Consider the following 26523-nt stretch of genomic DNA (forward strand, 5'->3'; position numbering starts at 1 on the left):
GTGAGCCTCGGCGCGACTGACAGCAGGGGAGAGCGTCCGTCCATGAACGCGCCACGGCGTTCGTTTAGCCAGCCCGCCGGTGTCGGCGGGCGGCGGGCCTGACCTGCTCCCTGCGCAACTCCTACCGGCGGGCTGCGGCACAGCCGCGCGTCCGTAGACTCGCTTCGCCGCCCCGATGACGGGCTGGCGCCGCCGTGAGGGAGTGCCCGTACGCCATGAGCTACCGCAACGATCCGTACGACCCGAAGCAGGTCGCCCTGCTCGACCCGGCCGCCCTGGCCGAGGCCGTCGCCGACGCCACGAAGGCGTTCGAGGCCGCCGCCGACCCGGACGCGTTGACCGCGCTGCGCCCCGCGCACCTCGGTGACCGGTCTCCGGTGTCCCTCGCGCGTCGGGAGATCGGCGCGTTGCCGCCGGCCGCGAAGTCCGACGCCGGCAAGCGGGTCAACGAGGCCCGCCGGGCGATCGAGTCCGCGTACGCCGAACGCGCCGAGGTGGTGCAGCGCGAGCAGGCCGCGCGGGTGCTCGTCGAGGAGCGGGTGGACGTCACCCTGCCGTACGCCCGGCGTCCCCGTGGCGCCCGGCACCCGCTGAGCACGCTGATGGAGTCGATCAGCGACCTGTTCGTCGGGATGGGCTACGAGGTGGCCGAGGGTCCCGAGGTCGACCTGGAGTGGGTCAACTTCGACGCGTTGAACATCCCCGCCGACCATCCGGCGCGCGGTCTGATGGACACGTTCCACATCGCGCCGGAGGGGTCGGGCCTGGTGCTGCGCACGCACACCTCCACGGTGCAGACGCGCACCATGCTCAGCCGCAAACCGCCGATCTACGTGATCGTCCCCGGCCGGGTCTACCGCACCGACGAGATCGACGCCACCCACAGCCCGGTGTTCCACCAGGCCGAGGGCCTGGTGGTCGACAAGGGCATCACGATGGCGCACCTGCGGGGCACCCTCGACCACTTCGCGCGGGCGATGTTCGGCCCCGAGGCGAAGACCCGGTGGCGGCCGCACTACTTCCCGTTCACCGAGCCGTCGGCGGAGTTCGACGTGTGGTTCCCGGAGCACCGCGACGGTCCGCAGTGGGTCGAGTGGGGTGGCTGCGGGATGGTCAACCCGCGGGTGCTGCGCGCCTGCGGGGTCGACCCGGAGGTCTACTCGGGCTTCGCCTTCGGCATGGGCATCGACCGGACCTTGATGGTCCGGCACGGGGTCAGCGACATCCGCCATCTCTTCGAGGGCGACGTGCGGTTCAGCCGGGCGCTCGGGACCGGGGCGTAGGGCGATGCGGGTACGAGACACGGGAACGGTGGTCTGAAGTCATGCGAGTTTCTGTCAGTTGGCTGCGGGAGTACGTCGACCTCCCCGCCGACCTGCCCACCGGTGACCTGGAGCAGGCCCTGGTCGACCTCGGCATCGAGGTCGAGTCCGTGCAGGACCTGCGCGCGAGCGTCACCGGTCAGCTCGTCGTCGGCGAGGTACGCGAGATCGAGGAGCTGACCGGCTTCAAGAAGCCCATCCGGTTCTGCCGGGTGGACGTCGGCGCCGCCAACGGCACCGGTGAGCAGCAGGAGATCGTCTGCGGGGCGCGCAACTTCGCCGTCGGCGACCGGGTCGTCGTGATCCTGCCCGGCGGCGTGCTGCCCGGCGGGTTCGCGATCGGCGCCCGCAAGACGTACGGGCACAACTCGGCCGGCATGATCTGCTCGGCCAAGGAGCTGGGTCTGGGCGACGACCACTCGGGCATCATCGTGCTGCCGCCGGACACCGCCGCCGAGCCGGGCGACGACGCGCGGTCCGTCGTGGGCCTCGACGACGTCGTGTTCGATCTGGAGATCACCCCGGACCGGGGGTACGCGCTGAGCCTGCGCGGCCTGGCCCGGGAGCTGTCGCACGCGTTCGACGTGCCGCTGCGCGACCCGGGGATGGCACCCGCGCCGAGTGGCACGCCGACCCCGGCGTACCCGGTGGAGGTCCGCGACACGGTCGGCTGCGACCGGTTCACCGCCCGCCTGGTGCGCGGCGTCGACCCGAACGCGCCCACGCCGTCGTGGATGGCCCAGCGACTCGTGACCGCCGGCATCCGCAGCATCTCGCTGCCCGTCGACATCACCAACTACGTGATGTTGGAGTTGGGTCAGCCGATGCACGCCTTCGACGCCGACCGGATCGCCGGGCCGCTGGTGGTCCGTCGTGCCGAGGCGGGGGAGAAGCTGACCACCCTGGACGGTGTCAGCCGGGTGCTCACCGCCGACGACATGGTCATCTGCGACGACACCGGTCCGATCTCGCTCGCCGCGGTGATGGGCGGCGAGACCAGCGAGGTCGACACCGGCGTCACCACGAATGTGCTCTTCGAGGCGGCCCACTGGGACCCGGCCATGGTCGGGCGTACGGCCCGCCGGCACAAGCTGTTCAGCGAGGCCGCGAAGCGCTGGGAGCGGGGCGTCGACCCGGCCGTGGCGCTGGTCGCGCTGGAGCGGGCCGTGGGGCTGCTCACCGAGCACGGCGGCGGCACCCCGGGCGACGAGATCCTGGACATCGACCACGTCCGGCCGCGTACTCCCATCACCCTTCCGGCGGACCTGCCGACCCGGCGGGTCGGCGTCGAGTACCCGCCGGCGCGGGTCGTCGCCCTGCTGGAGCAGGTGGGCTGCACGGTCGCGCAGGGTGCGGACCGACTCTCCGAGGACCCGGGCGCGGTCGGCACGGCCAGCGGCGCCGGGGCGGTGCTGAGTGTCACCCCGCCGAGCTGGCGGCCCGACCTGACCGACCCGGCCGATCTGGTCGAGGAGGTGGTCCGCCTCGACGGGTACGACAAGGTGCCGTCGGTGCTGCCGAGCGCGCCGCCCGGTAACGGCCTGACCCCGCGCCAGCGTCGCCGCCGGGCCGTCGCGGACTCCCTGGCGGAGCGCGGGTACGTGGAGGTGCTCGCGCACCCGTTCGTCTCCCCGGAACTGGCCGACCAGCTCGGCCTGCCGGCCGACGACCCGCGCCGACCGGCGGTGCGCCTGGCCAACCCGCTGTCCGAGGAGGAGCCGCTGCTGCGCACCACGCTGCTCGGCCCGCTGCTGGGCATCCTCAAGCGCAACCTCGGCCGGGGTCACCGCGACCTCGCCCTCTACGAGATCGGCGCGGTCTTCCACCCGCGCCCCGACGCCGGCAGCCCGCCGGCGATGGGCGTGGACCGCCGGCCCACCGACGAGGAGTTCGCCGCCGCCGACGCGGTCGTGCCGGCCCAACCGGTGCACGTCGCGGCGGTGCTCGCCGGTGACCTGGACCCGGCCGGCTGGTGGGGCGCGGGCCGCCCGGCCGGCTGGGCGGACGCCATCGAGGCGGCCCGGGACGTGCTGGCCGCCGCCGGTGTTCCCGACGAGCGGGTCGAGGTGCGCGCCGCCGAGCACGCGCCGTGGCACCCCGGCCGCTGCGCCGAGCTGCGGGTGGACGACACCGTCGTCGGATACGCCGGTGAGCTGCACCCGGCGGCGGTGGCGGCGCTGGAGCTGCCCCGCCGCACCTGCGCCATGGAGCTCGACCTGGACGTCCTGCCGCCGGTGCCGGTGACGCCCGCGCCGACGGTGTCCGGGTTCCCCCCGGCGCTGATCGACGTGGCGCTGGTACTGGACGAGTCGGTCCCGGCCGAGCAGGTGCGTCGGGCCCTCGAGGCGGGCGCCGGCGAGCTGTTGGAGGACGTGCGACTGTTCGACGTGTACTCCGGCGCGCAGCTCGGCGAGGGTCGCCGGTCGCTGGCGTACAAGCTGACGTTCCGCGCCCCGGACCGGACGCTGACGGTGGAGGAGGCGCTGGCCGCCCGGGACGCGGCGGTCGCCGTCGCGGCCGAGCGTTTCGGCGCGACCCTGCGCGGCGCCTGAGCATGCCGCTGGTGGGATGGCTCGCGGTGGCCGCCGTACTCGCGGTGGCCGCCGCCAGCCTGCTCTGGGCCCGCCGGCAGCTGCTGCTGGTCGCGGTCGTGGGGCGCAGCATGGAGCCGACGTTGCGCTCCGGTGACCGGGTACTGGCCCGGCGGGTGCCGCTGGCCCGGATCCGTCCCGGCGACGTGGTCGTGGTGGTGGCCCCGGCCGAGATGACCGCCGGGCGGCCCACCCGCCCGGATGCGGCAGGCACGCCCGGGTTGCTGATCAAACGGGCGTACGCCGTGCCCGGCGATCCGGTGCCGGTGGACCGGGTGCCGCTGCTGCGCCGAGGCGGCGAGCAGGTCGTCCCGCCGGGCCGGCTGGTGGTGCTCGGGGACAACCCGTCGCAGAGCTACGACTCCCGCGAGTGCGGCTACATCGCGGAGTCGGACGTGCTCGGGGTGGCCGTCCGGCCCCGACCGCGCACGGACTGACCGTCGGCGTGGGCCGCACGCGGGAACGACGTGCCACCTGGCCTGGACCAGATGGCACGTCCTCAGCGCCTCAGCAGAGAGCGCTCATCGTGCTCGCGCCCGCGCTGCAGTAGTAGCCGCAGCTACCGCAGGTCGTCTTGCAGGCACCGTTCGTGCTGCAGCGCTTGAAGTAGCACGTCCCGCAGAGCGCGCAGTACGGGTCCGGCGGACAGCCGGCGGCCGCCGTCACCTTCGGGACGAACACCCCCAGCATCCGTTCGCCCAGGGTCTCCAGTCGACGGAACATCCGTTCACCTCCTCCTGAGGTCGAGTTGTGGGTCGGGACGCTACGGCGGGCCGGCACACCGCTCGTACAGCCGCGCATGACGTCGACATGCGTTGATGTATTCGTGCTGTATCCGCCGCTCCTAGCGTGGGCCCTCCGCAAGGAGGTGATGCACGGATGCGAGCCCTGGAACTGACCGCGCGACTGCTGCTGGCCCTCGTCTTCCTCGCCGCGGTGGTCGGCAAGCTACGGACCCGGGCGGGATTCGCCGAGTTCGTCGGTTCGGTCGGCCAGTTCGGCGTACCGAGGCGCTGGACCGGGCCCGTCGCGCGACTCGCGGTCGCCGTCGAGGCCGCCGTGGTGCTGCTGGTCGCCGTCGCCCGTACCGCGCCGCTCGGGCTGCTGCTCGCCGCCGGGCTGCTCGGTGTGCTGACCGCCGCGATCGTCGGAGCGCTGCGCCGGGGCGCCCGCCCGGCCTGCCGCTGCTTCGGCGCCGCTGACGCGCCGATCGGCGCCCGGCACGTGACGCGCAACGTCCTCCTCTTCGCGGTGGCGCTGCTCGGCCTGCTCGGCTGGGCCACCGCCACCGGGCCGCCACCGTCCGCGCCGACCGTGCTGCTCGCCGTCGGCGTCGCGGTTCCGCTCGCCGCCGTGGTGGTCCGCCTCGACGACCTGGTCGCCCTCTTCGCTCCCACGCCCTCGCGGCCGTCCCGCCCGGTCGGACGGCGCTGACACCGGTTCACATCCCCGCACCCCGAAGGAGCCCTCATGGCGCTGTTGACCGTCGCCGTCGTCCTCGTCGCCGCCCTCGGCCTGCTCAACCTGGTCCTGATGCTCGGCGTGATCCGGCGGCTGCGCGAACACTCCGACCTGCTGAGCGACCAGCAGGGCCAGCCGCCGGCGGTCATGCTGGAGGTGGGCTCGATCCCCGGCGACTTCGTGTCGACCACCGTGGACGGTCGGGTGTTCTCGCGCGCCGACCTGCCCCCGATGACCCTGGTGGCGTTCCTCTCGCCGAGCTGTGAACACTGCGAGGAGCAGCTGCCCGTGCTGGTGGACCGGGCGCGGACGATGCCCGGCGGTCCGGAGCACGTCTGGATCGTCGTCGTCGGCAAGGGCCCGGAGACCCAGCCGTACGCCGAGCAGTTCGCCGGCCTGGCAACCGTCTTCGTCGAACCCGGCACCGGCGCGCTACCGCTGGCCTTCGGCGTCAAGGGGTTCCCCGCGTTCGGCCTGCTCGACGAGCGCGGGATCGTCGCGTCGACGGCGTTCGGCATCGCCCGGTTGGATCTGCCGGTGGCCCGGTGAGCGGGCCGCGGCTGGCACCGCGAAGGGCCGCCCGGCACGCCCGGGCGGCCCTTGGCCTGACCTGGCGGGCCGCTCCGGCGGGCACGGCGGCCGACCTGGTGTTCGCGGTCCTGGCCGGGGTCACCCCGGTGCTGGTGGCCGGGCTGACCAAGCTGCTGCTGGACCGGCTCAGCGGCGCCGGCACGACCGGTGTGCCGCTGACCGCCCTCGGTGCCGGCCTGGCGGTGGCCGCCGCGCTCGGTGCGGTCCTGCCGCACCTGCGCACCTACGTGGCGGCCGAGCGGACCCGCGCGGTGTCGCGGCTGGTGCGCCGCCGGCTGTACGCCGCAGTGCAGCGCCTGGTCGGGCTGGTCCGGCTCGAGGATCCGGAGTTCCAGGACCGGCTGCAGGCCGCCCAGCAGACCGGTCACATCGGCCCCACACAGCTGACCGGCAACCTGTTCGGGGCGGTGCAGAGCGTGCTGGCGGTGGCCGGCTTCCTCGGCGTCCTGCTCGTGCTCAATCCCCTGATCGGGGCGCTGGTGCTGCTGGCCGCGCTGCCCACCCTGTGGATGCAACTACGGCTCAACCGGGCCCGCGCGGCGATGATCCTGCGGTTGGAGCACTTTCAGCGGCGGGACCTGTTCTTCGCCCAGTTGCTGGTGGGCGTGCCAGCGGCGAAGGAGGTGCGGCTGTTCGGTCTGGGCCGGTTCTTCGGCGACCGGATGCTCGACGAGCTGCACGGCATGCACCGGGTGGAGCAGCGACTCGACCGCCGGGAGGTACGCGCCCAGGCGGTGCTCGGCCTGCTCGGCGCCACGGTGGCCGGCGTCGGGGTGATCTACACGATCTCGATGGCCCGCGCGGGCGGGCTGACCCCCGGCGACGTCGTGATCTACCTGGCCGCCCTCCCGGGCGTGCAGGGTGCCCTGGGTGGCCTGGTCGGGCAACTCGGCGCGATCCACCAGGCGCTGCTGCTGTTCGACCACTACGACGAGGTGGCGCACGTCGAGCCGGACCTGCCGGTGCCGGCCAGTCCGCGTCCGGTCCCACCGCTGAGCGAGGGCATCGAGCTGCGCGACGTGTGGTTCCGCTACTCGCCGGAGCACCCGTGGGTGCTGCGGGGCGTGAACCTGCACCTACCGGCCGGCAGCACGACCGCGCTGGTCGGCCTCAACGGCGCTGGCAAGAGCACCCTCGTCAAGCTCCTCTGCCGGTTCTACGACCCGGAGCGCGGCACCATCCGGTGGGACGGGGTCGACCTGCGTGACCTCGACCCGGCGGCGCTGCGCGAACGGTTGGGGGCGGTGTTCCAGGACTTCATGCCGTACGACCTCAGCGCCGCGGAGAACATCGCACTCGGCGACCTGAACGCGCGCGACGACCCGGAGCGGCTGCGCGCCGCCGCCCGGCACGCCGGCATCGACGACGCGCTGGCCGCGCTGCCCCGGGGCTACGACACCCTGCTGACCCGGATCTTCTTCGACGGCACGGACCGGGACGACCCGCAGGCGGGGGTGGTGCTCTCCGGCGGGCAGTGGCAGCGGGTCGCGCTGGCGCGGGGATTCCTGCGTGCCGACCGGGACCTGCTCATCCTCGACGAGCCCAGCTCGGGTCTGGACGCCGAGGCCGAGCACGACCTTAACCAGCGGCTGCGCGAGTTGCGACGAGGCCGGACGAGTCTGCTCATCTCGCACCGACTCAATGCCGTACGCGACGCCGACACCATCGTGGTGCTCGCCGACGGGCACGTCGTCGAGCGCGGTGGCCACGACCGGCTGCTGGCCGCCGGTGGTGGGTACGCCCGGCTCTTCACCCTTCAGGCCCAGGGCTACCGCCAGGACGCGCCGGCCCCGGTCTGACCGTTACGGTCCACCCCCGCCTCGTCGGCGGCGAGTTCGGCGGCGTAGAGCCGGACGAGGTCGCCGATGTGGAAACGGCCCGGTCCGGCCGGTTCGACGAGCTGCGCGGCGACCAGCCGGTCCAGCGCCCGTGCGGCGTCCTCCGGCGCTGCTCCGGTCAGCGCGGCGGCCAGCTCCGCGGTGACCGGCCCCGGGTGGGCGCGGCCGAGCCGGCGGAAGATCGGCGCCGCCGAACCGAGCCGTCGGTAGCTCGCGCCGAGCCGTGGCCCCAGCCCGGTCTCGGCGAGGCGGTACCGCTCGTCGCGCAGCAACCGCGCCAACCGGCTCAACGACCAGTGCGGCCCCTCGGTGAGTCGGCGGGACGCGGTACGCAGCGCGAGCGGCAGCCGCTCGCAGAGGCTGACCACCGCCGACGCCGCCTCCGGCTCGTCGTCCACCGGCCGGTCGCCGGCGGTCGCGCGCAGCAACGCCAAGGCGTCGGCCGCCGGCAGCGCGTCGAGCCGCAGCGCCCGGGCGTCACCGCTGGTCACCGGCGTGCGGCTGGTCACCAGCAGGGCGCATCCGCCGCGTACCGGGAGCAGGCCGTCGACCTGCACGGCGTCGGTGGCGTTGTCGAGCACGAGCAGCACCCGACGGTCGAAGAGCAGGGACCGGACGCGGGCCCGGGCCTCCGCGATACCTGAGGGCTCCGGCTCGTCCCTGCCCGGTCGCAGGGCCCGCAGGACGCGCGTGGCCACCTGCAACGGCGGTGGTGGTGTGCCGGCGACCGACCCGCCGAGGTCGAGGTGGAGCTGGCCGTCGGGAAAGGCGTCCAGCGCCTCCGCGGCCGCGCGCAGGGCCAGGGCCGACTTGCCGGTGCCGGCCATGCCGAAGACCGCGACGGTGACCGGCTGCCGCCGGGCATCGCCCAGGGCGGCGCGCAGTCGGGCCAGTTCGGCGTGCCGGCCGACGAACGGGGCCGTGGGGCAGGGCAGCTCATGCGGCACGCGCTGATCGGCGGGACGGTCGCCGGCATCCGAGCGCGCTCGCGCGTCCACGCGCTCACGGGGGTACGGCGCGACGCGTCGGCGGGGCGGGACCGCTGGCCGGGGCGCGTGCCGGCGGACCTGGCGGTACAGCTCGGTCAGCTCCGGTCCGGGCGCGACGCCCAACTCTCCGTCGAGAGCCCGGCACGCCGCCTGGTAGGTCTGCACCGCGCCCGCCTGGTCGCCGGCGCGGTGCAGGGCGGTCATCAGCAGGGCCCACGCCGGCTCACGCAGCGGATGCTCGGTCACGTGGTCGCGCAGCATGCTCAGCAGTGCCGGCGTGCCCGGGTCGCCCAGGTCCAGCCGACAGGCGGCATACGTCTCCCGCGCGGCGGCCCGTCGCTCGCGCAGCCGGTCGAACGCGGCCGAGGTGGCCGGCCCGTACGCCGGGGCGGGGTCGGTCGACGACCACAGCGCCAGCGCGCGGCCCAGCAGGGTGGCGGCCAGCTCAGGTTCTCCGCCGACGCGGGCGGCGTGTCCCTCGGTGGCCAACCGTTCGAACTCGGCGGCGTCCAGCTCACCCCGCTCGACCCGCAGCAGGTAACCGCCGTGTTCGGCGGGCAGCCGGGCGGCGTGACCGGGGGAGTCCAGCAGATGGCGCAGCTGGCTGGCGTGGCTGCGCAGGTTCGCCAGGGCCGAGGCCGGCGGGCATCTGCCCCACAGCTCCGCACACAGTCGATCGACGGGTACCGCCACGCCGGCGTTCACCAGCAGGGTGACCAGCAGGGCGGCGGGCCGACCGGCCGGCACCCGTTGGGCCTGCCCGTCGCGGTGTACGCGGACCCGACCGAGGATCTCGAAAGACAGCCCCACCGCGCCTCCGTCAGGTGCCCCCACGCGGACCGGACAACCGGTCCACCACCGTCGGAGAATGATGCTAGTCGATTGAGTGGCCACTCAGTCGATTCGTTTTGGGGAGCCTCCCCGTGCGCAGCGATCGGCGCCGGGGTTCATCACCATGCAGTAGGCTGTATTAACTTGCAGGAAACAATCGCCCTTGCTAGTCTCCTCTGCATAGTCATGCGGAGGTGGGTATGGGAATTCGAGTCGCGGTCGCCGGCGCGAGCGGGTACGCGGGAGGTGAGCTGCTGCGCCTGGTCGCCGGGCATCCGGAGTTCGACCTGGTCGCCGCCACCGCGCACCGCCAGGCCGGGCACCGTGTCGACGTGGTGCACCCGCAGCTCACCGGGCTCGACCTGGTGCTCGGCGAGACCGACCCGGCGACCCTCGCCGACGCCGACCTGGTCTTCCTCGCACTGCCGCACGGCGAGTCGGCGGCCCTCGCGGCGCAACTCCCGCCCGAGGTGCGCATCGTCGACCTGGGTGCCGACCACCGGCTCGCCGACCCGTACGCCTGGGCGCAGTACTACGGCGGCACGCACGCCGGGCAGTGGACGTACGGCCTGCCCGAGCTGCCCGGCCAGCGGGAGTTGATCGCCGGCTCCACCCGGGTCGCCAACACGGGCTGCTACGCCGCCGCGATCACCCTCGCGCTCGCGCCGCTGATCTCCGACGGAGCGGCCAACCCCGCCGACGTGGTCGTGGTGGCCGCGTCGGGGACGTCCGGGGCGGGCCGGGCGGCGAAGCCGCACCTGCTCGGCAGCGAGGTGATGGGAGACCTGTCGCCGTACCGGGTCGGCACCCACCAGCACGTACCCGAGATCAAGCAGGCCTCCGGGGCGACCGGCCTGTCGTTCACGCCGGTCCTCGCGCCGATGCCCCGCGGCATCCTCGCCACGGTCACCGCCCTGCCGGCCCGCGGTGTCGACCCGCAGCAGGTGCTGGCCCAGGCGTACGCCGACGCGCCGTTCGTGCACGTGCTGCCGGAGGGGCGCTGGCCGCACACCGCCGCCACGCTGGGCTCCAACTCGTGTCACCTGCAGGCCACCGTCGACGTCGACTCGGGCCGGCTGGTCGTGGTCAGCGCGCTGGACAACCTCGGCAAGGGCGCCGCCGGCCAGGCGGTGCAGAACGCCAACCTGATGCTCGGCCTGCCGGAGACGACGGGCCTGTCGATCTGGGGAGTCAGCCCGTGAGCGCGCGGAGTGCAGCGCAGCGGAGCCCCGCAGTCGCGAACGAAGGGCGAGTCGCATGAGTGTCACCACCCCTCGGGGGTTCCGGGCGGCCGGAGTGACCGCCGGACTGAAGACCAGCGGCGCGGACGTCGCGCTGGTGGTCAACGACGGCCCGGACGCCGGTGTCGCCGGTGTCTTCACCACCAACCGGGTCAAGGCCGCGCCGGTGCTCTGGAGCCAGCAGGTCGTGCAGGGCGGCGTGGTCCGCGCCGTGGTGCTCAACTCCGGTGGCGCGAACGCCTGCACCGGCCCGGCCGGCTTCCAGGACACGCACGCCACGGCCGAGCACACCGCCTCGGCGCTGAGCGCGGTCAGCCCGCGGCTGCTCCTCGGGGCCGGCGAGGTGGCGGTCTGCTCCACCGGCCTGATCGGTGAGCGGTTGCCGATGGACAAGCTGCTGCCGGGGGTCCGTACCGCCATCCGGGAGCTGTCGCGCGACGGCGGTCTCGCCGCCGCCGAGGCCATCATGACCACCGACACCCGGCCGAAGACCACGGTGGCCCGGGGCAGCGGATGGACGGTCGGCGGCATGGCCAAGGGCTCCGGCATGCTCGCGCCGGGCATGGCCACCATGCTCTGCGTGCTCACCACCGACGCGGTGGCCGGGCCGGCGGCGTTGGACGAGGCGTTGCGCGCGGCCACCCGGGTGACCTTCGACCGGGTCGACTCGGACGGCTGCATGTCCACCAACGACACCGTGCTGCTGCTGTCCAGCGGTGCGAGCGGCATCGAGCCCACCGCCGCCGAGTTGGCCGCCGCGGTCACCACGGCCTGTCACGATCTGGCGCGGCAGCTCGTCGCCGACGCCGAGGGCGCCACCAAGGAGGTCGCCATCGACGTCGTGGGGGCCGCGACCGAGGACGACGCGGTCGAGGTGGGCCGCTCGGTCGCTCGCAGCAACTTGGTCAAGACCGCCCTGTTCGGCAACGACCCGAACTGGGGTCGGATCCTCGCCTCGGTCGGCACCACCACGGCCGCCTTCGAGCCGGACGAGGTGGACGTGGCCGTCAACGGCGTGTGGCTGTGCCGCAACGGCGCCGCGGCCGAGGACCGTTCGAAGGCCGACCTCAGCGCACGGGACGTGACGATCCGGATCGACCTGCACGCGGGCGACGCGACGGCCACGATCTGGACCAACGACCTGTCCCACGCGTACGTGCACGAGAACTCGGCGTATTCAACGTGAGCGCGAGGAACGCAGCGAAGCGGAGTCCCGCAGTCGCGAACGGAAGGCCGGCACTGTGAGTCTCAGTAGTGATCTCACCCGGGCCCAGGCCAAGGCGGAGACGCTGATCGAGGCGCTGCCCTGGTTGGCCCGTTTCTCCGGCGCCACCGTGGTGGTCAAGTACGGCGGCAACGCCATGACCGAGCCGGAGTTGCAGCGGGCGTTCGCGGCCGACATGGTGTTCCTGCGCTACGCCGGTCTGAAGCCGGTCGTGGTGCACGGCGGCGGCCCGCAGATCTCGGCCATGCTGGGCCGGCTCGGCATCTCCAGCGAGTTCCGGGGCGGCCTGCGGGTGACGACCGCCGAGGCGATGGACGTGGTCCGGATGGTGCTCGTCGGGCAGGTCGGCCGGGAGTTGGTCGGGCTGATCAACTCGCACGGCCCGTACGCCGTGGGCCTCTCCGGCGAGGACGCGCGGCTGTTCACCGCGGTGCGCCGCCCGGCGTACGTGGACGGGCAGCCGGTCGACGTGGGCCAGGTCGGCGACGTCGAGTCGGTGGACACCTCGGCGGTGACCGACCTGATCGACGCCGGCCGGATTCCGGTGATCTCGACGGTCGCGCCGGACGCCGACGGTGTCCTGCACAACCTCAACGCGGACACCGCCGCCGCCGCGCTGGCCGTCGCCCTGCGGGCCCGCAAGCTGGTCGTCCTCACCGACGTGGCCGGCCTGTACGCCGACTGGCCGGACACCAGCAGCCTGGTCTCCGAGATCACCGCGGACGACCTGGCCAAGCTGCTGCCCCGCCTCCAGTCGGGGATGGTGCCGAAGATGGAGGCCTGCCTGCGAGCCGTGCGCGGGGGCGTGCCCGCGGCGCACGTGGTCGACGGCCGGGTGGCGCACTCCACGTTGCTCGAGGTGTTCACGTCGGAAGGGTTCGGAACGATGGTGGTGCCGCAGGACGGGACGGACGGGTCATGAGCAGCCTGGTGCAACGATGGTCGCAGTCCATGATGGACAACTACGGCACGCCGCCGCTGGCGCTGGTCTCCGGCGCGGGCGCCGTGGTGGTCGACGAGGCGGGCCGGGAGTACGTGGACCTGGTGGGCGGGATCGCGGTGAACGCCCTCGGGCACGCCCACCCGGCGGTGGTGGCCGCCGTGTCTAAGCAGGTGGCCACGCTCGGACACGTCTCCAACCTCTTCGTCGCCGAGCCGCCGGTGGCTCTCGCGGAACTGCTGCTGGCGCTCGCCGGCAGCCGACCCGGCCGGGTCTTCTTCGCCAACTCCGGCGCGGAGGCGAACGAGGCCGCCTTCAAGCTGTCCCGGCGCACCGGGCGCAGCCACGTGGTCGCCACCAACGGCGGCTTCCACGGCCGCACCATGGGCGCCCTCGCGCTGACCGGTCAGCCCGCCAAGGCGGACCCGTTCCGGCCGCTGCCCGGCGAGGTGACCCACGTCGACTACGGCGACGTGAACGCCCTGGAGGCGGCGGTCACCGACGCCACCGCCATGGTGATCCTGGAGCCCATCCAGGGCGAGAACGGCGTGGTCGTACCGCCGACCGGCTATCTGACGGCGGCCCGGCAGATCACCGCCCGGCACGGGACGCTGCTGGTGCTCGACGAGGTGCAGACCGGCATCGGCCGCACCGGGCACTGGTTCGCCCACCAAGCCGAGGGCGTCGAGCCCGACGTGGTGACCCTGGCCAAGGGCCTGGGTGGCGGGCTGCCGCTGGGCGCGACGCTCGCGTTCGGCCGGGCCGCCGATCTGCTCACCCCCGGCTCGCACGGTACGACCTTCGGCGGCAACCCGGTGAGCTGCGCCGCCGCGCTCGCCGTGGTGGCGACCATCGCGAACGAGGGGCTGCTCGACCACGTCAAGCGCGTCGGCGAACGGCTGCGCCGGGGCATCGAGGCGCTGGACCACCCGCTCGTCGCGGGCGTACGCGGGGCCGGCCTGCTGCTCGGCGTGACGCTCACCGCGCCGGTGTCGACGGTGCTGGCCGAGGCGCTGCGGGAGGCCGGCTTCCTGGCCAACCCGGTGCAGCCGGGCGTACTCCGGCTCGCCCCGCCGTTGATCCTCTCCACCGAGCAGGTCGACGCGTTCCTCGCCGCGCTCCCGGCGGCCCTGGACGCGACGGCCCCGGCCGCGGCCGGCACGAGCGCTCCCACGACCTCCGAATCCGCCACCCAGCCCACCACGACGGGGACGACCGCATGATCCGGCACTTCCTACGCGACGACGACCTCTCGCCCGCCGAGCAGTCAAGCGTGCTCGACCTGGCGGCCCGGATGAAGGCCGACCGGTTCGGCCACCAGCCGTTGGCCGGCCCCCGCTCGGTGGCGGTGCTCTTCGACAAGCAGAGCCTGCGGACCCGCATCTCGTTCGACGCCGGCATCGCCGAGTTGGGCGGCCACCCGCTGGTCGTGGACACCCAGGTCACCCACTTCGGCCGGGGCGAGACGCTCGCCGACGCGGGCCGGGTGCTGTCCCGCTACGTCGCGGCCATCGTGCTGCGTACCCACGGCGACGACCGGATCGCCGAGGTCGCTGGCGGCGCGACCGTCCCGGTGGTCAACGCGCTCACCGACGGGTTCCACCCCTGCCAACTGCTGGCCGACCTGCTGACCATCCGGGAGCGGTGCGGCGGTACGTCCGGCCGGACCCTCACCTACGTGGGCGACGGCGCGAACAACATGGCGCAGTCGTACCTGCTGGCCGGGGCCACGGCCGGGATGCACGTGCGGATCGCCGGCCCGGCGGGCTTCGCGCCGGACGAGGCCGTGGTGCGGCGGGCCGCCGAGATCGCCGCCGGGACCGGCGGATCGGTACGGGTGCTGACCGACCCGGCGCAGGCGGCCCGCGACGCCGACGTGCTGGCCACCGACACCTGGACCTCGATGGGTCAGGAGGCCGACGGGCTGGACAGGGTCACCCCGTTCCTGCCGTACCAGGTCAACAAGGAGCTGCTCGACCACGCCGCCCCGGACGCGATCGTGCTGCACTGCCTGCCCGCGCACCGGGGTGAGGAGATCACCGACGAGGTGCTCGACGGTCCGCAGAGCGCGGTGTTCGACCAGGCGGAGAACCGGCTGCACGCCCAGAAGGCGCTGCTCACGTTCCTGCTGACGGCCTCCGGGGAGCGACGATGACCGCCCCGCTCACCCGCGCCGCCCGGCACGCCCGGATCGTCGAGCTGATCCGGGACCGGCCCGTACGCTCGCAGACCGAACTGGCCGACCTGCTCGCCGCCGACGGCGTCGGGGTCACCCAGGCGACCCTCTCGCGCGACCTGGAGGAGCTGGGCGCGGTCAAGGTGCGCGGTGGCGACGGCCCGGCCGTCTACCTGATCCCCGAGGACGGCAAGCGCCCGCTGCGCGACGCCGAGGCCGCTCCGGCCCGGCTGGTACGGCTGCTGCGCGAGCTGCTCAACGGGGTGGACGCCAGCGGCAACATCGCCGTGCTGCGGACCCCGCCGGGCGCGGCCCAGTACCTGGCCAGCGCGTTGGACCGCGCGGGCCTGCCCGAGGTCGTCGGCACCATCGCCGGCGACGACACCATTCTCGTCGTGGCACGGGAAACCATCGGCGGGGCCGCGCTCGGCGACAAGCTCGCCGGTTGGGCCCGCCGGGACGACAGCGTCGAAGGGAACAGCGCACCATGACCGCGCAACTGTGGGGCATGCCGAGCCGGACGGCTGCGGCCCGCGACGCCCGGATGGGTGGCTGACGAGCATGGGTACCACAATGGGCGGCGTGGACGACAAGAGCCTCACCGAGAACAGCGCCGGCACCAACCGGACGAGCCTGTGGGGTGGCCGGTTCGCCGGCGGGCCCGCCGAGGCGCTCGCCCGACTGTCGGTGAGCGTGCAGTTCGACTGGCGTCTGGCCCCGTACGACATCGCGGGTTCCCGGGCGCACGCCCGGGTCCTGGCCGGCGCCGGCCTGCTCGACCCGGAGGAGCTGGGCCGCATCCTGGCGGCCCTGGACGACCTGGAGGCGGCCTGCGCGTCGGGCGCGTTCCGGCCCACCGTCGACGACGAGGACGTGCACACCGCGCTGGAGCGGGGCCTCCTGGAGCGTCTGGGGAGCCTGGGCGGCAAGCTGCGTGCCGGCCGGTCCCGCAACGACCAGGTCGCCACCGACCTGCGGCTCTACCTGCGGGACCACGCCCGGGGTGTGGCCAGCCGCGTCGTCGAGCTGGCCGAGGCGCTCGTCGAGCAGGCCGAGCGGCACGTCGACACCGCCGCGCCCGGCATGACCCACCTCCAGCACGCCCAGCCGGTCACCTTCGGGCACTGGCTGTTGGCCCACGTGCAGCCGCTGCTGCGCGACCTGGAGCGGCTGCGCGACTGGGACCACCGCGCGGCGATCAGCCCGCTCGGCGCGGGGGCGCTCGCCGGGTCGGGGCTTCCGCTGGACCCGGTCGCCGTCGCCAAGGAGCTGGGTTTCCGGACGTCGTTCGCCAACTCGATGGACGCGGTCGCCGACCGGGACTTCGTGGCCGAGTTCCTCTTCACCACCGCGCTCATCGGGGTGCACCTGTCCCGCCTGGGCGAGGAGGTGGTGCTGTGGACGTCGCACGAGTTCGGCTGGGTGGAGCTGGACGACGCGTTCGCCACCGGTTCGTCGATCATGCCGCAGAAGAAGAACGCGGACATCGCCGAGCTGGCCCGGGGCAAGTCCGGCCGGCTGGTCGGCGGCCTGATGACGGTGCTGACCATGCTCAAGGGCCTGCCCATGACGTACGACCGGGACATGCAGGAGGACAAGGAGCCCGCGTTCGACGCCGTCGACACGCTGGAGCTGCTGCTGCCCGCCCTGGCCGGGATGATCTCCACGATGACCGTCCGGGTGGACCGGCTCGTCGCCGCCGCACCGGTGGGCTTCTCGCTCGCCACCGAGGTCGCCGACTGGCTGGTCCGGCGCAACGTGCCGTTCCGGGACGCGCACGAGATCACCGGCCGGCTGGTGGCGCTCTGCGCGGCTCGCGAGTGCGAGCTGGAGGACGTCTCCGACGCCGACCTGGCCGCCGTCAGCGAGCACCTCGACCCGTCCGTGCGGGACGTGCTCTCGGTGCGGTCGGCCCTCGCGGCCCGGACCACCCCCGGCTCGACCGGCCCCGGACCGGTCGCCGACCAGCTCGCCGCCGCGGCGGACCGGTTGGCCGGCTGGCGGGAGTGGGCCACCGAGCGGGTCGTACCCCGCTGACGCCAGGCGTGGCGTCGGCGCGGGCCGCCGGCGCCACGGTGGTTCAGGCCGTCGGGCGCTCCCGCTTCGGGAGCTTGGCCACCACCATGTCGTACGACGAGTCGACCGCCTCGGTCAGCTCGTCCTCATCGATCCCGCCGTCGAGGCGCAGCGTGTTCCAGCCGGACCGACCGACGTACGGCATCGGACGCGCGTCGGCGGGATGGCGGTGCAGCCACTCGTCGGCGATCTCGCGGTTCGCGCCGCACTTGACGCCCACCGTGGGCTCGGAGTCGCCGTTGCCGAGAAACGCGAAGATCCGGCTGCCCACCTTTACCACCTCGTCGTCCTCCCACGGCCGATCCAGCCACGCTCCCGGCTTGGCCAGGCAGTACGCCAACATCTCCCCACGCTCCACAAACCCCTCCTAGTCAAAACCCCACCCCCACCCCGCGCCGATCTTGCACTTTCGGTTGTCGATGTGCGGGGCAAGGTCCGTTCTGTCGCCACAGTAAGTGCAAGATCGGCGCGGGCGCGGGCGCGGGCGCGGGCGCGGGGTGGGTGGGGTGCGGGTGGGTATCAGGGCTGGTTTTCGGTGGAGCGGGCGGCGACCCGTTCGTAGCGTTGGCGGGCGGCCTGCGCGCTGCCCAGGCCCAGCCCGTACGCGATGGACTGCCAGGTCAGGCCCCGGTCGCGGGCGAGGGTGAGCAGCCCGGCCTCCAGGGCGTCCAGCTCGGCGCGCACGTGGGGGAGCAGGGTCAGCGCGGCGGTCAGGTCGGCCGCGTCGACCGGTTCCTCGGCGGGCTCCCGCTCGGCGCCACCGGCGGCGAGGGCGGTGACCAGGGCGACCGCCTCCCACGGGTCCAGCACGTACGGGTGCGCCCAGCGCCCCCGCCGGGCGTCGGAGCCGGCGTGCCGTTCGCTGATCCGCTGCAACGCCTCGTAGGTGCGGTGGGCGCGGGCCCGTCCCGGGTCGGGCGCCGTGAAGAGGTCCGGGGTCGTCATGCCCTGAGCACACCCCATCAACGGGATGTTGTCAACAGAATGTTGAAAACCCTGGCGGGGTGGGTACCGTTCGGTCCATGGATCTCGTGCCGGAGGGCCGCACCGCCGACGCCGGCCTGGCCGGGTTGGCGGACCTGCTCGCCGGTCCGCTGCTGCCGGCCGCGCGCGGCCTGCTGGGCTGCCGCCTGACCGCCGGGGGCGTCACCGTCCGGATCACCGAGGTCGAGGCGTACGCGGGCACGGCCGGTGACCCCGCCTCGCACGCCCACCGGGGTCGCACGCCCCGCAACGCGGTGATGTTCGGTCCCGCCGGACACGCCTACGTCTACTTCACCTACGGGATGCACTGGTGCATGAACGTGGTCACCGGTGACGAGGGGGAGGCCGCCGCCGTGCTGCTGCGCGCCGGCGCGGTCGTCGACGGGCTGGCCACGGCAACCGAGCGCCGGCCCGCCGTGCGGCGCGAGGTGGACCTCGCCCGTGGGCCGGCCCGGCTCTGCGCGACGCTCGGCATCGACCGCTCGGCGTACGGCGCGTACCTGCTCGGCGACGGCGCGGTCCGGTTGCGACCGCCGGTCGAGCCAGTGCCGCAGGCGTCGGTGGTGGCGGGGCCCCGGGTCGGCGTGACGGGCGCGCACGACCTGCCCTGGCGGTTCTGGCTCGACGGCGATCCGACGGTCAGCGCGTACCGGCGGCACGTGCCCCGCGTCCGGCGCTGAGGGCGCCGTCCGGCGTGTGGGCACCGGAGCCTGTCGGGGGGTGTGGCCATAATCACCGGACCTGCTCACCGACGGTTCGGAGGACGTCATGGCAACTCTGCTCGCGATCGGCACCGCCAAGGGTTTGTTTCTCGCCACCAGCGCCGACGACCGGCGCAGTTGGGAGATCACCGGCCCGCACTTTCCGATGACCGGTGTGTATTCGGTGGCAATTGACACCCGCCGTCCGACACCGCGGCTGCTCGCGGGCATGACCAGCTCGCACTTCGGTCCCAGTGTCGCCACCAGCGACGACCTCGGCGCCACCTGGGACGAGCCCGACCAGGCGCCGGTCGCGTTCCCGGCCGACACCGGCGTCTCCCTCGGGCGGGTCTGGCAGCTGATGCCGGCCGGCCCCGACGAGCCGGACGTCTTCTGGGCCGGCACCGAGCCCTCGGCGTTGTTCAAGTCCACCGACGGCGGCCGCAGCTTCGAGCTGGTCCGTTCCCTGTGGGACCACCCGCACCGGCCCCAGTGGGAGGCCGGTTTCGGTGGTCAGGCCGTGCACACCGTGCTGCCGCACCCGCGTGACCCGGCGCGGCTGCTGGTCGCCATGTCCACCGGCGGGGTCTACCGCTCGGAGGACGCCGGGGCGAGTTGGACGCCGGGCAACACCGGCATCCGCGCCTACTTCATGCCCGACGAGTGGCCGGAGTTCGGGCAGTGCGTGCACAAGGTCGCCCGGGACGCCGACAACCCCGAGCGGCTGTACGCGCAGAACCACCACGGCGTCTACCGCTCCGACGACGACGGCCGCACCTGGTCCTCGATCGCCGACGGGCTGCCCAGCGACTTCGGCTTCCCGATGGTGGCCCATCCCGGGCGCGGCGGCACGGTGTGGACCTTCCCGCTGGTGGCCGACAGCGAGCGCTTTCCGACCGATCACCGCTGCCGGGTGTTCCGTTCCGTCGACGCCGGCGGCAAGTGGGAGCCGCAGTCGGTCGGGCTGCCCGAAGGGCCGTTCTATCCGGCGGTGCTGCGCGACGCGATGTGTGCCGATGACGCGACGCCGGGTGGGGTCTACTTCGGCACCCGCTCCGGCTCGGTCTTCGCCAGTCGCGACGAGGGCGACTCGTGGTCGTCGGTCGCCGCACACCTGCCCGACGTGCTCTGCGTCCGCGCCGCGCAGGTCTGAGCATGGTCACCGTGTTGCTGCCCGGCCCGTTGCGCGGCGAGGCCGGGGGTGCGAGTCGGCTGACCGTCACCGCCGTCGGGACGCTGCGGGCGGTCCTGGACGAGGTGGCCGTCGCGCATCCTCGGCTGGCCCGGCGCATCCGCGGCGAGCGCGGTGAGCTGCGCCGCTACGTGAACGTCTTCGTCGACGGGGAGGACTGCCGGCACTCCGGAGGTCTGGCCACGACGGTCGTGGACGGCGCGGAGGTGCAGGTGTTGCCGTCGGTGGCGGGAGGCTGACCGAGCGGACACGATGGGGCTTGTCGAAGCGGTTGTCCGGTTCCCGAGGGTGACCGGTGCCACTGCCGGCCACGTCGCCGACGGAATAGTTGACTCGTCAAATAAGTTGTGAGCTGCGTCCGGGTACCACGACGGCATCCCGGTTGACACGCGAGGAGCTGGTCATGCAGTTCGGAGTCTTCACCGTCGGTGACGTCACGGTCGATCCGACCACCGGTCGGGAGCCGACCGAGCATGAGCGGATCAAGGCGATGGTCGCCATCGCACTGAAGGCCGAAGAGGTCGGGCTCGACGTCTTCGCCGCCGGTGAGCACCACAACCCGCCGTTCGTCCCGTCGTCCCCGACCACCATGCTCGGTCACATCGCGGCCCGTACCGAGCGGCTGCTGCTGTCCACCGCGACCACGCTGATCACCACCAACGACCCGGTGAAGATCGCCGAGGACTACGCGATGCTCCAGCACCTGAGCGACGGCCGGGTAGACCTGATGATGGGCCGCGGCAACACCGGCCCGGTGTACCCGTGGTTCGGCAAGGACATCCGCGCCGGCATCCCCCTGGCCATCGAGAACTACGACCTGCTGCACCGGCTGTGGCGCGAGGACGTGGTCGACTGGAAGGGCCGCTACCGTACGCCGTTGCAGTCCTTCACCTCGACGCCGCGCCCGCTCGACGGGGTGCCGCCGTTCGTCTGGCACGGCTCGATCCGTAGCCCCGAAATCGCCGAGCAGGCCGCGTACTACGGCGACGGTTTCTTCGCCAACCACATCTTCTGGCCCAAGGAGCACACCCAGCGGATGGTCGGCCTCTACCGCGAGCGGTACGCCCACTACGGCCACGGCTCCGCCGACCAGGCCATCGTCGGCCTCGGTGGCCAGGTGTTCATGCGTCGCAACTCGCAGGACGCCGTCAAGGAGTTCCGGCCCTACTTCGACAACGCCCCGGTCTACGGGCACGGGCCGTCGCTGGAGGAGTTCACCCGGGAGACCCCGCTGACCGTGGGCAGCCCACAGCAGGTCATCGACCGTACGCTCGGCTTCCGCGAGTACGTCGGCGACTACCAGCGCCAGCTCTTCCTGATCGACCACGCCGGCCTGCCGCTCAAGACCGTGCTGGAGCAGCTCGACCTGCTCGGTGAGGAGGTCGTGCCGGTGCTGCGCAAGGAGTTCGCCGCCCTGCGTCCGGTGCACGTCCCGGAGGCGCCCACGCACGCCTCGCTGGTCGCCGCGGCCGGCGGCGCGAAGGACAGCACGGTGCACGCCGTCGACGACGTGACGGGCAAGGCGCCGGAGGGGGCGACCCGATGACCCGCCGGACGCTGGCCGTCGTGTCGGCGGGGCTGAGTCAGCCCTCCTCCACCCGGCTGCTCGCCGACCAGCTCGCCGGGGCGACCCGCGACGAGCTGGTCCGGCGGGGCCACGACGCGGAGTTGCGCACCATCGACCTGCGCGAGTACGCCCACGACGTGGTCAACAACATGCTCACCGGGTTCCCGCCGGCCGCGCTGCGCGCGGCCATCGACACGGTGACCGGTGCGGACGGCATCATCGCCGTCACGCCGATCTTCAGTGCCTCGTACAACGGGCTGTTCAAGTCGTTCTTCGACGTCCTCGACGCGGGCTCGCTGGTCGACCGGCCGGTGCTCATCGCCGCCACCGGTGGCACCGCCCGGCACTCCCTCGCGCTGGAGCACGCCGTACGTCCGATGTTCAGCTACCTGCGCGCGGTGGTGGTCCCCACGGCGGTGTTCGCCGCGCCGGAGGACTGGTCCGACGGAACCGCCGACGGCGCGTTGCGCGGTCGGATCCGGCGGGCGGCCGGGGAGCTGGCCGACCAGGTCGAACGCCGGCCGCCCACCAGCGGTCCGACGGACCCGTTCGCCCTCACCACCGACTTCCTGCAGATGCTCGGCCGAGGTGGCGACACCCCGGTCAGCTGACCGGGTGGGCCACCAGCACCGGGCAGTGCGCGTGGTGGAGGGCGGCCTGACTGACCGAGCCGAGCAGCAGCCCGGCGAATCCGGCCCGACCCCGGGTGCCGACGACCAGCAGCGACGCCGCGCCGCTGGCCTCGACGAGCCCCTGGGCCGGGCTCGCCGCCCGTACCGGGTGCTCCCGTACCACCAGGTCGGGATGCTCGGCCCGGACGACGGCGGACGCGTCGGCGAGCAACCGCACCGCCTCGGCCTGCTCGGCGGCCTGCGCCTCCTCGATCTCGTCCGGCACCGGCCGGTCCCCGCCCGCCGGGCCGACGTGCGCGAGCACCAACGGGACGTCGCGGAGCGCCGCCTCGACGGCTCCGTAGCCGACGGCGAGCTGGGACGGCTCGGACCCGTCCACGCCGACGAGCACCGGCCCGTCCACGTCGATCGGCTGTCCTTTGGGGCGGACCACCAGCACCGGGCAGTGCGCGTGCGCGGCGACCTGCGCGCCCACCGAACCGAGCAGCAGGCCGGTGAACCCGCCCAACCCGCGGCTGCCCACCACGACGAGCTCTGCCCGGCGGGACTCCTCGACCATCGTCGCGCCGGGCCCGCCGGCGACCTGGCGTACCTCGACGGCGAGGCCGGGGAACCGCTCGGTGAGCTCGGCCGCCACGCCCCGCAGCATCCGCAGCGCCTCCTCGGACGGCGCCGGCATCGTCAGGTCGTAGGGGTTGAGGGGCGCGTGCAGGTAGCCGTGCACCACCAGCAACGGGCGGGACCGCAGCTGCGCGGCACGGGCCGCGTGCTCCGCGGCGACGAGACTGGACGGCGAGCCGTCCACGCCCACCACGACAGGTCGGTTCATCAGCTCCCCCTGAGTCGGCCATCCCATTGTCAACGCCCCGCCCCCGCCCCGCCCGCACGCCGCGCCGCCCCACTCCGCCGTCGATCTTGCCTATTCTCGCCGGGTGAGCGTTGATGTGCGGCTGCGGGCGGTTCGTGAGGACGATCTTGTGGAGTTCTTCCTGCACCAGCAGGATCCCGAAGCGAACCGGATGGCCGCGTTCGGTCCCGCCGACCCGTCGGACCACCGCGAGTTTGCCCGCCACTGGGCGCGGGTGCTCACCAACCCGGCGAACCGGGTCCGCACCGTCGAGGCCGACGGCGAGGTCGTCGGCTACGTGAGCGCCTTCCCCGTCGACGACCAGACCGAGGTCAGCTACTGGATCGACCCCACCCGCTGGGGTCGGGGTTACGCCACCGCCGCCCTGGCCGCCCTGCTGCGCGAGCTGCCCCGGCCGGTGCACGCCCGGGCCGCGAAGGACAACACCGCCTCGCTCGCGGTGCTGCGCAAGTGCGGGTTCGTCGTGGTCGGTGAGGACTCGGGGTACGCCAACGGGCGCGGCACCGAGGTCGAGGAGTGGCTGCTCGAGCTGCCCGCCGACGCCCCTGAGCTGGGCAAGCACTAGTCTCGCGGGGTGAACTGGTTGGATCTGGTCGGCTGGGCCGGCTCCGCGGTGCTGGTCTGGTCGCTGCTGCAGTCGCGCATCCTGCGGCTGCGCGCCCTGAACCTGGTCGGCTGCGCCGTGCTGATCGGCTACAACGCCGCCATCGAGGTCTGGCCCATGGTCGGGCTCAACATCGTCCTCGCGGTGATCAACATCTGGTACCTGCGGGGCATGCTCGCCACCCGGCACGACGAGCAGACCTACCAGGTGGTCCAGGTCGGGGTCGACGACCAGTTCCTCGCCCACACGCTGCGGGTGCACGGGCCGGACATCGCCCGGTTCAACCCCCAATTCCGCTGGGACCCGTCCGCCGCCGACCGCTCGGCCTTCCTCGTGGTCACCGCCGACGAGGTGGTCGGGGTGGTGCTGTCGCACGCCGAGGCACGCGGAGTCGCCCAGATCGACCTGGACTACGTGACGCCGAAGTTCCGGGACTTCACCCCGGGCGAGTTCGTCTACCGGCGCAGCCGCCTCTTCACCGAACGCGGCTTCCACCGGGTCGTCAGCCCGCCCGGCATGATCGCCCCCTACTACCACCGGCTCGGGTTCCGACCCGAAGGCGACTCGTACGTCCTCGACCTGCCGGCGTCACCGGCCACCGAATCGGCGTAGCGTCACCCCGGCAGGATTCGGCCGGCGTCGCACGGGGCACAGATGCGCGTACGCCGGTCGGGCTCGTCGACCGGCGGGGCGCCGCGCGTACCGGCCGGCGTCACCATCGCAGAGGGAGCGAACCGGGCGTGCAGAGCTACGGGAGCCAACTGGCCCTGGTCGGGATCCTGATCGTGATCAACGCGCTCTTCGCCGGTAGCGAGATGGCGTTGGTGTCACTGCGGGACAGCCAGATCCAGCGCCTCGAACGCACCAGCCGGGCCGGACGGGTCCTGGCCCGGCTGGCCAAGGACCCGAACCGCTTCCTCGCCACCATCCAGATCGGCATCACCCTCGCCGGCTTCCTGGCCTCCGCCGCGGCGGCGGTCTCCCTCGCCAAGCCCCTCGTCCCGCTGCTCGGCGTGTTCGGCAGCGCCGCCGAGACGGTGGCGATCGTGGTGGTCACCCTCGCGCTGACCTTCGTCACCCTGGTCTTCGGCGAGCTGGCGCCCAAGCGGATCGCCATGCAGTCCGCCGAGCGGTGGGCACTGCTGGTGGCCCGCCCGCTCGACGTGCTCGCCAGCCTGACCCGCCCCGCCGTCTGGGCCCTCGGCGCGACCAGCGACCTGGTGGTCCGCCTGGTCGGGCTCAACCCGAAGCACGAACCCGAGGAGATCGGCCCGGACGAGCTGCGCGACATCGTCGCCGGCAACCACGGCTTCACCAAGGAACAGCGCACGATCATCGCCGGCGCGGTGGAGATCGCCGACCGGCGGTTGCGGGCTGTGCTCGTACCCCGGTTGCAGGTCTTCACGCTCGACAGCGGGACCACGTCGGAGGCCGCGCGGCTCGTGCTGGCCGCCACCGGGCACTCCCGGGCGCCGGTCGTGCGCCACGGCGGCCTGGACGACACCGCCGGCGTGATCCACCTGCGTGACCTGGTCGGCGTGCCCGACGACCGGCCGATCGACGAGATCGCCCGCCCACCGATGCTGCTGCCCGACTCGTTGCCGGTGGTGGACGCGTTGCGCCAGTTCAAGGCCGAGCGCCAGCACATCGCGCTCGTCGTCGACGAGCGCGGCGCGGTCGACGGCATCGTGACGCTGGAGGACATCCTGGAGGAGATCGTCGGAGAGATCTACGACGAGACCGACCGGGACGGCTACTCGGTGCGCCGCGAGCCGGACGGCACGATGGTGCTGCCCGGCACCTTTCCGGTGCACGACCTTCCAGACATCGGCGTCGAGCTGCCGTCGCGCCCGGCCGGCGACTACACCACCGTCGCCGGGCTGGTGCTGGCCCGCCTCGGGCACATCCCGACCGTCGCCGGCGAGGACGTCACCCTGGACGGCTGGGTGCTGACGGTGGCCGACATCGACCACCGGGCCATCACCGAGGTACGCCTGCGGCAGATCCCCGCCGACGAGGAGCCCGACGGCGGGGACGACACCGACGAGGCCGTCGAGCCGGTGCTGGACGAGGCCCGGAGCTGACCGGGCCCGCCGAGTCAGTCGCGCGAGAGGTTCTGCAGCCGGACCTGCCCACGGGCCACCAGGCGCTCCTTGGCGTCGGTGATCTCCACCTGCCAGAGCTGCTGGCTGCGCCCCCGGTGCACCGGCGTACCGACCGCCCGCAGCTCACCGTCGCGCGCGGCCCGCAGGAAGTCCGTCTGGTTCGCCACCCCGACCACCGTGCCCCGATCGGCCAGCCAGAGCGAACCCCCGACGCTGGCCGCGGTCTCCACGACCGAGCAGTACACCCCGCCGTGCTGGATGCCGAACGGCTGGTGCAGGTCCGGACGGACCTGCCAGCTGATGACCACGCGGTCGGGGGTCGCCTCCTCGAATTTCAGGCCGAGCAGGTTGACGAAACCACCCGTCAGATCCGGTGTTTCCACGGCAGAACCCTCCCGAAATCAGTGGGGCGCAAGCGTAACCGGGGGCGTCGCGTCAAACCCGGTACGGGTCGATGCCGGCGATGGGGGAGAATCGGTGACCGTGACCGACAGCAACCCCCCGCCGACCGGGCGGGACTCCCTGACCGACGACCTGCTCTGGCGCGGCCTCATCCAGGACTCGACCGGCCTCGACGAGCTGCGCGAGC

At 73.4% G+C, this 26523-nt stretch carries 28 protein-coding genes (1 of these 28 cut by a window edge); 22 read left to right on the forward strand and 6 right to left on the reverse strand.

Going from position 1 to position 26523, the window contains the following annotated elements; translation table 11 throughout:
* Positions 1-215 precede the first annotated feature (215 nt).
* Genes pheS through ACN269_RS31680 form a run of 3 tightly spaced genes read left to right on the forward strand, consistent with a single transcriptional unit; the run spans position 216 to position 4350 of the window.
* Entirely contained in the window at positions 216-1283 is a 1068-nt protein-coding gene (gene pheS, locus ACN269_RS31670) for a phenylalanine--tRNA ligase subunit alpha (RefSeq protein ID WP_421476014.1), read from the forward strand.
* A 41-nt stretch (positions 1284-1324) separates the two neighbouring features.
* Positions 1325-3874 (forward strand): phenylalanine--tRNA ligase subunit beta, encoded by a 2550-nt coding sequence (pheT, locus tag ACN269_RS31675; protein WP_421476016.1) that lies wholly within the window; start codon positions 1325-1327, stop codon positions 3872-3874.
* A gap of 11 nt (positions 3875-3885) precedes the next feature.
* Positions 3886-4350, forward strand: a complete 465-nt coding sequence (locus tag ACN269_RS31680) for a S26 family signal peptidase (protein WP_421476018.1) — start codon at positions 3886-3888, stop codon at positions 4348-4350.
* A gap of 70 nt (positions 4351-4420) precedes the next feature.
* Here ACN269_RS31680 and ACN269_RS31685 read toward each other — a convergent pair whose 3' ends face one another.
* Positions 4421-4636, reverse strand: coding sequence for a hypothetical protein (locus ACN269_RS31685; RefSeq protein ID WP_355053115.1), 216 nt, complete (start codon positions 4634-4636; stop codon positions 4421-4423).
* 156 nt (positions 4637-4792) lie between these two features.
* On the opposite strand from ACN269_RS31685, the gene ACN269_RS31690 reads away from it, so the two are divergent.
* From ACN269_RS31690 to ACN269_RS31700, 3 genes are read left to right on the forward strand one after another with little or no spacing between them, the layout of a single operon-like run.
* On the forward strand, positions 4793-5347 hold the full coding sequence (locus ACN269_RS31690; protein WP_421476020.1) for a MauE/DoxX family redox-associated membrane protein: 555 nt from the start codon (positions 4793-4795) through the stop codon (positions 5345-5347).
* 36 nt (positions 5348-5383) lie between these two features.
* A complete protein-coding gene (locus ACN269_RS31695; protein ID WP_421476021.1) occupies positions 5384-5923 on the forward strand; it encodes a TlpA family protein disulfide reductase in 540 nt (179 codons plus the stop codon).
* A complete protein-coding gene (locus ACN269_RS31700; RefSeq protein ID WP_421476023.1) occupies positions 5920-7764 on the forward strand; it encodes an ABC transporter ATP-binding protein in 1845 nt (614 codons plus the stop codon). The genes ACN269_RS31695 and ACN269_RS31700 overlap by 4 nt, the downstream gene beginning before the upstream one ends.
* On the opposite strand, the gene ACN269_RS31705 is transcribed toward ACN269_RS31700, so the two are convergent.
* Positions 7734-9602, reverse strand: coding sequence for a BTAD domain-containing putative transcriptional regulator (locus ACN269_RS31705; protein WP_421476025.1), 1869 nt, complete (start codon positions 9600-9602; stop codon positions 7734-7736). The two genes, ACN269_RS31700 and ACN269_RS31705, sit on opposite strands and share 31 nt — an antisense overlap.
* A 221-nt stretch (positions 9603-9823) precedes the next feature.
* On the opposite strand from ACN269_RS31705, the gene argC reads away from it, so the two are divergent.
* The 7 genes from argC to argH all read left to right on the forward strand — a co-directional run bounded on the left by argC (position 9824) and on the right by argH (position 17242).
* Positions 9824-10825, forward strand: a complete 1002-nt coding sequence (gene argC / locus ACN269_RS31710; protein WP_421476027.1) for an N-acetyl-gamma-glutamyl-phosphate reductase — start codon at positions 9824-9826, stop codon at positions 10823-10825.
* A gap of 55 nt (positions 10826-10880) precedes the next feature.
* Positions 10881-12050, forward strand: coding sequence for a bifunctional glutamate N-acetyltransferase/amino-acid acetyltransferase ArgJ (argJ, locus tag ACN269_RS31715; protein WP_421476029.1), 1170 nt, complete (start codon positions 10881-10883; stop codon positions 12048-12050).
* Between the two features lie 55 nt (positions 12051-12105).
* A complete protein-coding gene (gene argB / locus ACN269_RS31720) occupies positions 12106-13011 on the forward strand; it encodes an acetylglutamate kinase (protein WP_421476031.1) in 906 nt (301 codons plus the stop codon).
* Positions 13008-14252, forward strand: coding sequence for an acetylornithine transaminase (locus tag ACN269_RS31725; RefSeq protein ID WP_421476033.1), 1245 nt, complete (start codon positions 13008-13010; stop codon positions 14250-14252). Before argB ends, ACN269_RS31725 begins: the two co-directional genes overlap by 4 nt.
* Entirely contained in the window at positions 14249-15184 is a 936-nt protein-coding gene (gene argF, locus ACN269_RS31730) for an ornithine carbamoyltransferase (protein WP_421476035.1), read from the forward strand. The genes ACN269_RS31725 and argF overlap by 4 nt, the downstream gene beginning before the upstream one ends.
* Entirely contained in the window at positions 15181-15696 is a 516-nt protein-coding gene (locus ACN269_RS31735) for an arginine repressor (protein WP_421476036.1), read from the forward strand. Before argF ends, ACN269_RS31735 begins: the two co-directional genes overlap by 4 nt.
* Positions 15697-15778: 82 nt before the next feature.
* A complete protein-coding gene (argH, locus tag ACN269_RS31740) occupies positions 15779-17242 on the forward strand; it encodes an argininosuccinate lyase (protein ID WP_421476686.1) in 1464 nt (487 codons plus the stop codon).
* A gap of 43 nt (positions 17243-17285) precedes the next feature.
* Here argH and ACN269_RS31745 read toward each other — a convergent pair whose 3' ends face one another.
* Together ACN269_RS31745 and ACN269_RS31750 are read right to left on the reverse strand one after the other, a co-directional pair.
* Positions 17286-17639 carry an MmcQ/YjbR family DNA-binding protein gene (locus ACN269_RS31745; RefSeq protein WP_421476038.1) on the reverse strand — a complete coding sequence of 118 codons (354 nt, stop codon included), beginning with the start codon at positions 17637-17639 and terminating at the stop codon, positions 17286-17288.
* A 161-nt stretch (positions 17640-17800) separates the two neighbouring features.
* Positions 17801-18226, reverse strand: coding sequence for a DNA-binding protein (locus ACN269_RS31750; protein WP_421476040.1), 426 nt, complete (start codon positions 18224-18226; stop codon positions 17801-17803).
* A 77-nt stretch (positions 18227-18303) separates the two neighbouring features.
* On the opposite strand from ACN269_RS31750, the gene ACN269_RS31755 reads away from it, so the two are divergent.
* The 5 genes from ACN269_RS31755 to ACN269_RS31775 all read left to right on the forward strand — a co-directional run bounded on the left by ACN269_RS31755 (position 18304) and on the right by ACN269_RS31775 (position 22336).
* Positions 18304-18945, forward strand: a complete 642-nt coding sequence (locus ACN269_RS31755; protein WP_421476042.1) for a DNA-3-methyladenine glycosylase — start codon at positions 18304-18306, stop codon at positions 18943-18945.
* An 88-nt stretch (positions 18946-19033) separates the two neighbouring features.
* Entirely contained in the window at positions 19034-20119 is a 1086-nt protein-coding gene (locus tag ACN269_RS31760) for a WD40/YVTN/BNR-like repeat-containing protein (protein ID WP_421476044.1), read from the forward strand.
* 2 nt (positions 20120-20121) lie between these two features.
* Positions 20122-20397: a MoaD/ThiS family protein gene (locus ACN269_RS31765; RefSeq protein ID WP_421476046.1), complete on the forward strand. Its 276-nt coding sequence runs from the start codon at positions 20122-20124 to the stop codon at positions 20395-20397.
* A 164-nt stretch (positions 20398-20561) separates the two neighbouring features.
* Positions 20562-21704 (forward strand): LLM class flavin-dependent oxidoreductase, encoded by a 1143-nt coding sequence (locus ACN269_RS31770; RefSeq protein WP_421476048.1) that lies wholly within the window; start codon positions 20562-20564, stop codon positions 21702-21704.
* Positions 21701-22336, forward strand: a complete 636-nt coding sequence (locus ACN269_RS31775; protein WP_421476050.1) for an FMN reductase — start codon at positions 21701-21703, stop codon at positions 22334-22336. The genes ACN269_RS31770 and ACN269_RS31775 overlap by 4 nt, the downstream gene beginning before the upstream one ends.
* Here ACN269_RS31775 and ACN269_RS31780 read toward each other — a convergent pair.
* Positions 22329-23186 carry a universal stress protein gene (locus ACN269_RS31780; RefSeq protein WP_421476051.1) on the reverse strand — a complete coding sequence of 286 codons (858 nt, stop codon included), beginning with the start codon at positions 23184-23186 and terminating at the stop codon, positions 22329-22331. The two genes, ACN269_RS31775 and ACN269_RS31780, sit on opposite strands and share 8 nt — an antisense overlap.
* Positions 23187-23289: 103 nt before the next feature.
* On the opposite strand from ACN269_RS31780, the gene ACN269_RS31785 reads away from it, so the two are divergent.
* The 3 genes from ACN269_RS31785 (at position 23290) to ACN269_RS31795 (ending at position 25913) form a co-directional block, all read left to right on the forward strand.
* The gene (locus ACN269_RS31785) at positions 23290-23790 is read left to right on the forward strand and encodes a GNAT family N-acetyltransferase (protein WP_421476052.1); all 501 of its coding nucleotides are present in this window, start codon (positions 23290-23292) and stop codon (positions 23788-23790) included.
* A 9-nt stretch (positions 23791-23799) separates the two neighbouring features.
* Positions 23800-24441, forward strand: coding sequence for a hypothetical protein (locus tag ACN269_RS31790; RefSeq protein WP_421476053.1), 642 nt, complete (start codon positions 23800-23802; stop codon positions 24439-24441).
* Between the two features lie 128 nt (positions 24442-24569).
* Positions 24570-25913 carry a hemolysin family protein gene (locus tag ACN269_RS31795; protein ID WP_421476055.1) on the forward strand — a complete coding sequence of 448 codons (1344 nt, stop codon included), beginning with the start codon at positions 24570-24572 and terminating at the stop codon, positions 25911-25913.
* A 14-nt stretch (positions 25914-25927) separates the two neighbouring features.
* On the opposite strand, the gene ACN269_RS31800 is transcribed toward ACN269_RS31795, so the two are convergent.
* Positions 25928-26317: a PaaI family thioesterase gene (locus tag ACN269_RS31800; RefSeq protein ID WP_421476057.1), complete on the reverse strand. Its 390-nt coding sequence runs from the start codon at positions 26315-26317 to the stop codon at positions 25928-25930.
* A 100-nt stretch (positions 26318-26417) separates the two neighbouring features.
* On the opposite strand from ACN269_RS31800, the gene tyrS reads away from it, so the two are divergent.
* Positions 26418-26523: the beginning of a tyrosine--tRNA ligase gene (gene tyrS, locus ACN269_RS31805; protein ID WP_421476688.1), read on the forward strand. It continues 1187 nt past the right edge of the window; only the first 106 of its 1293 coding nucleotides appear in the window; it begins with the start codon at positions 26418-26420; its stop codon lies off the right edge, out of view.

The sequence above is a fragment of the Micromonospora sp. WMMD736 genome (assembly GCF_049179015.1).
Classification (GTDB): Bacteria; Actinomycetota; Actinomycetes; order Mycobacteriales; family Micromonosporaceae; genus Micromonospora.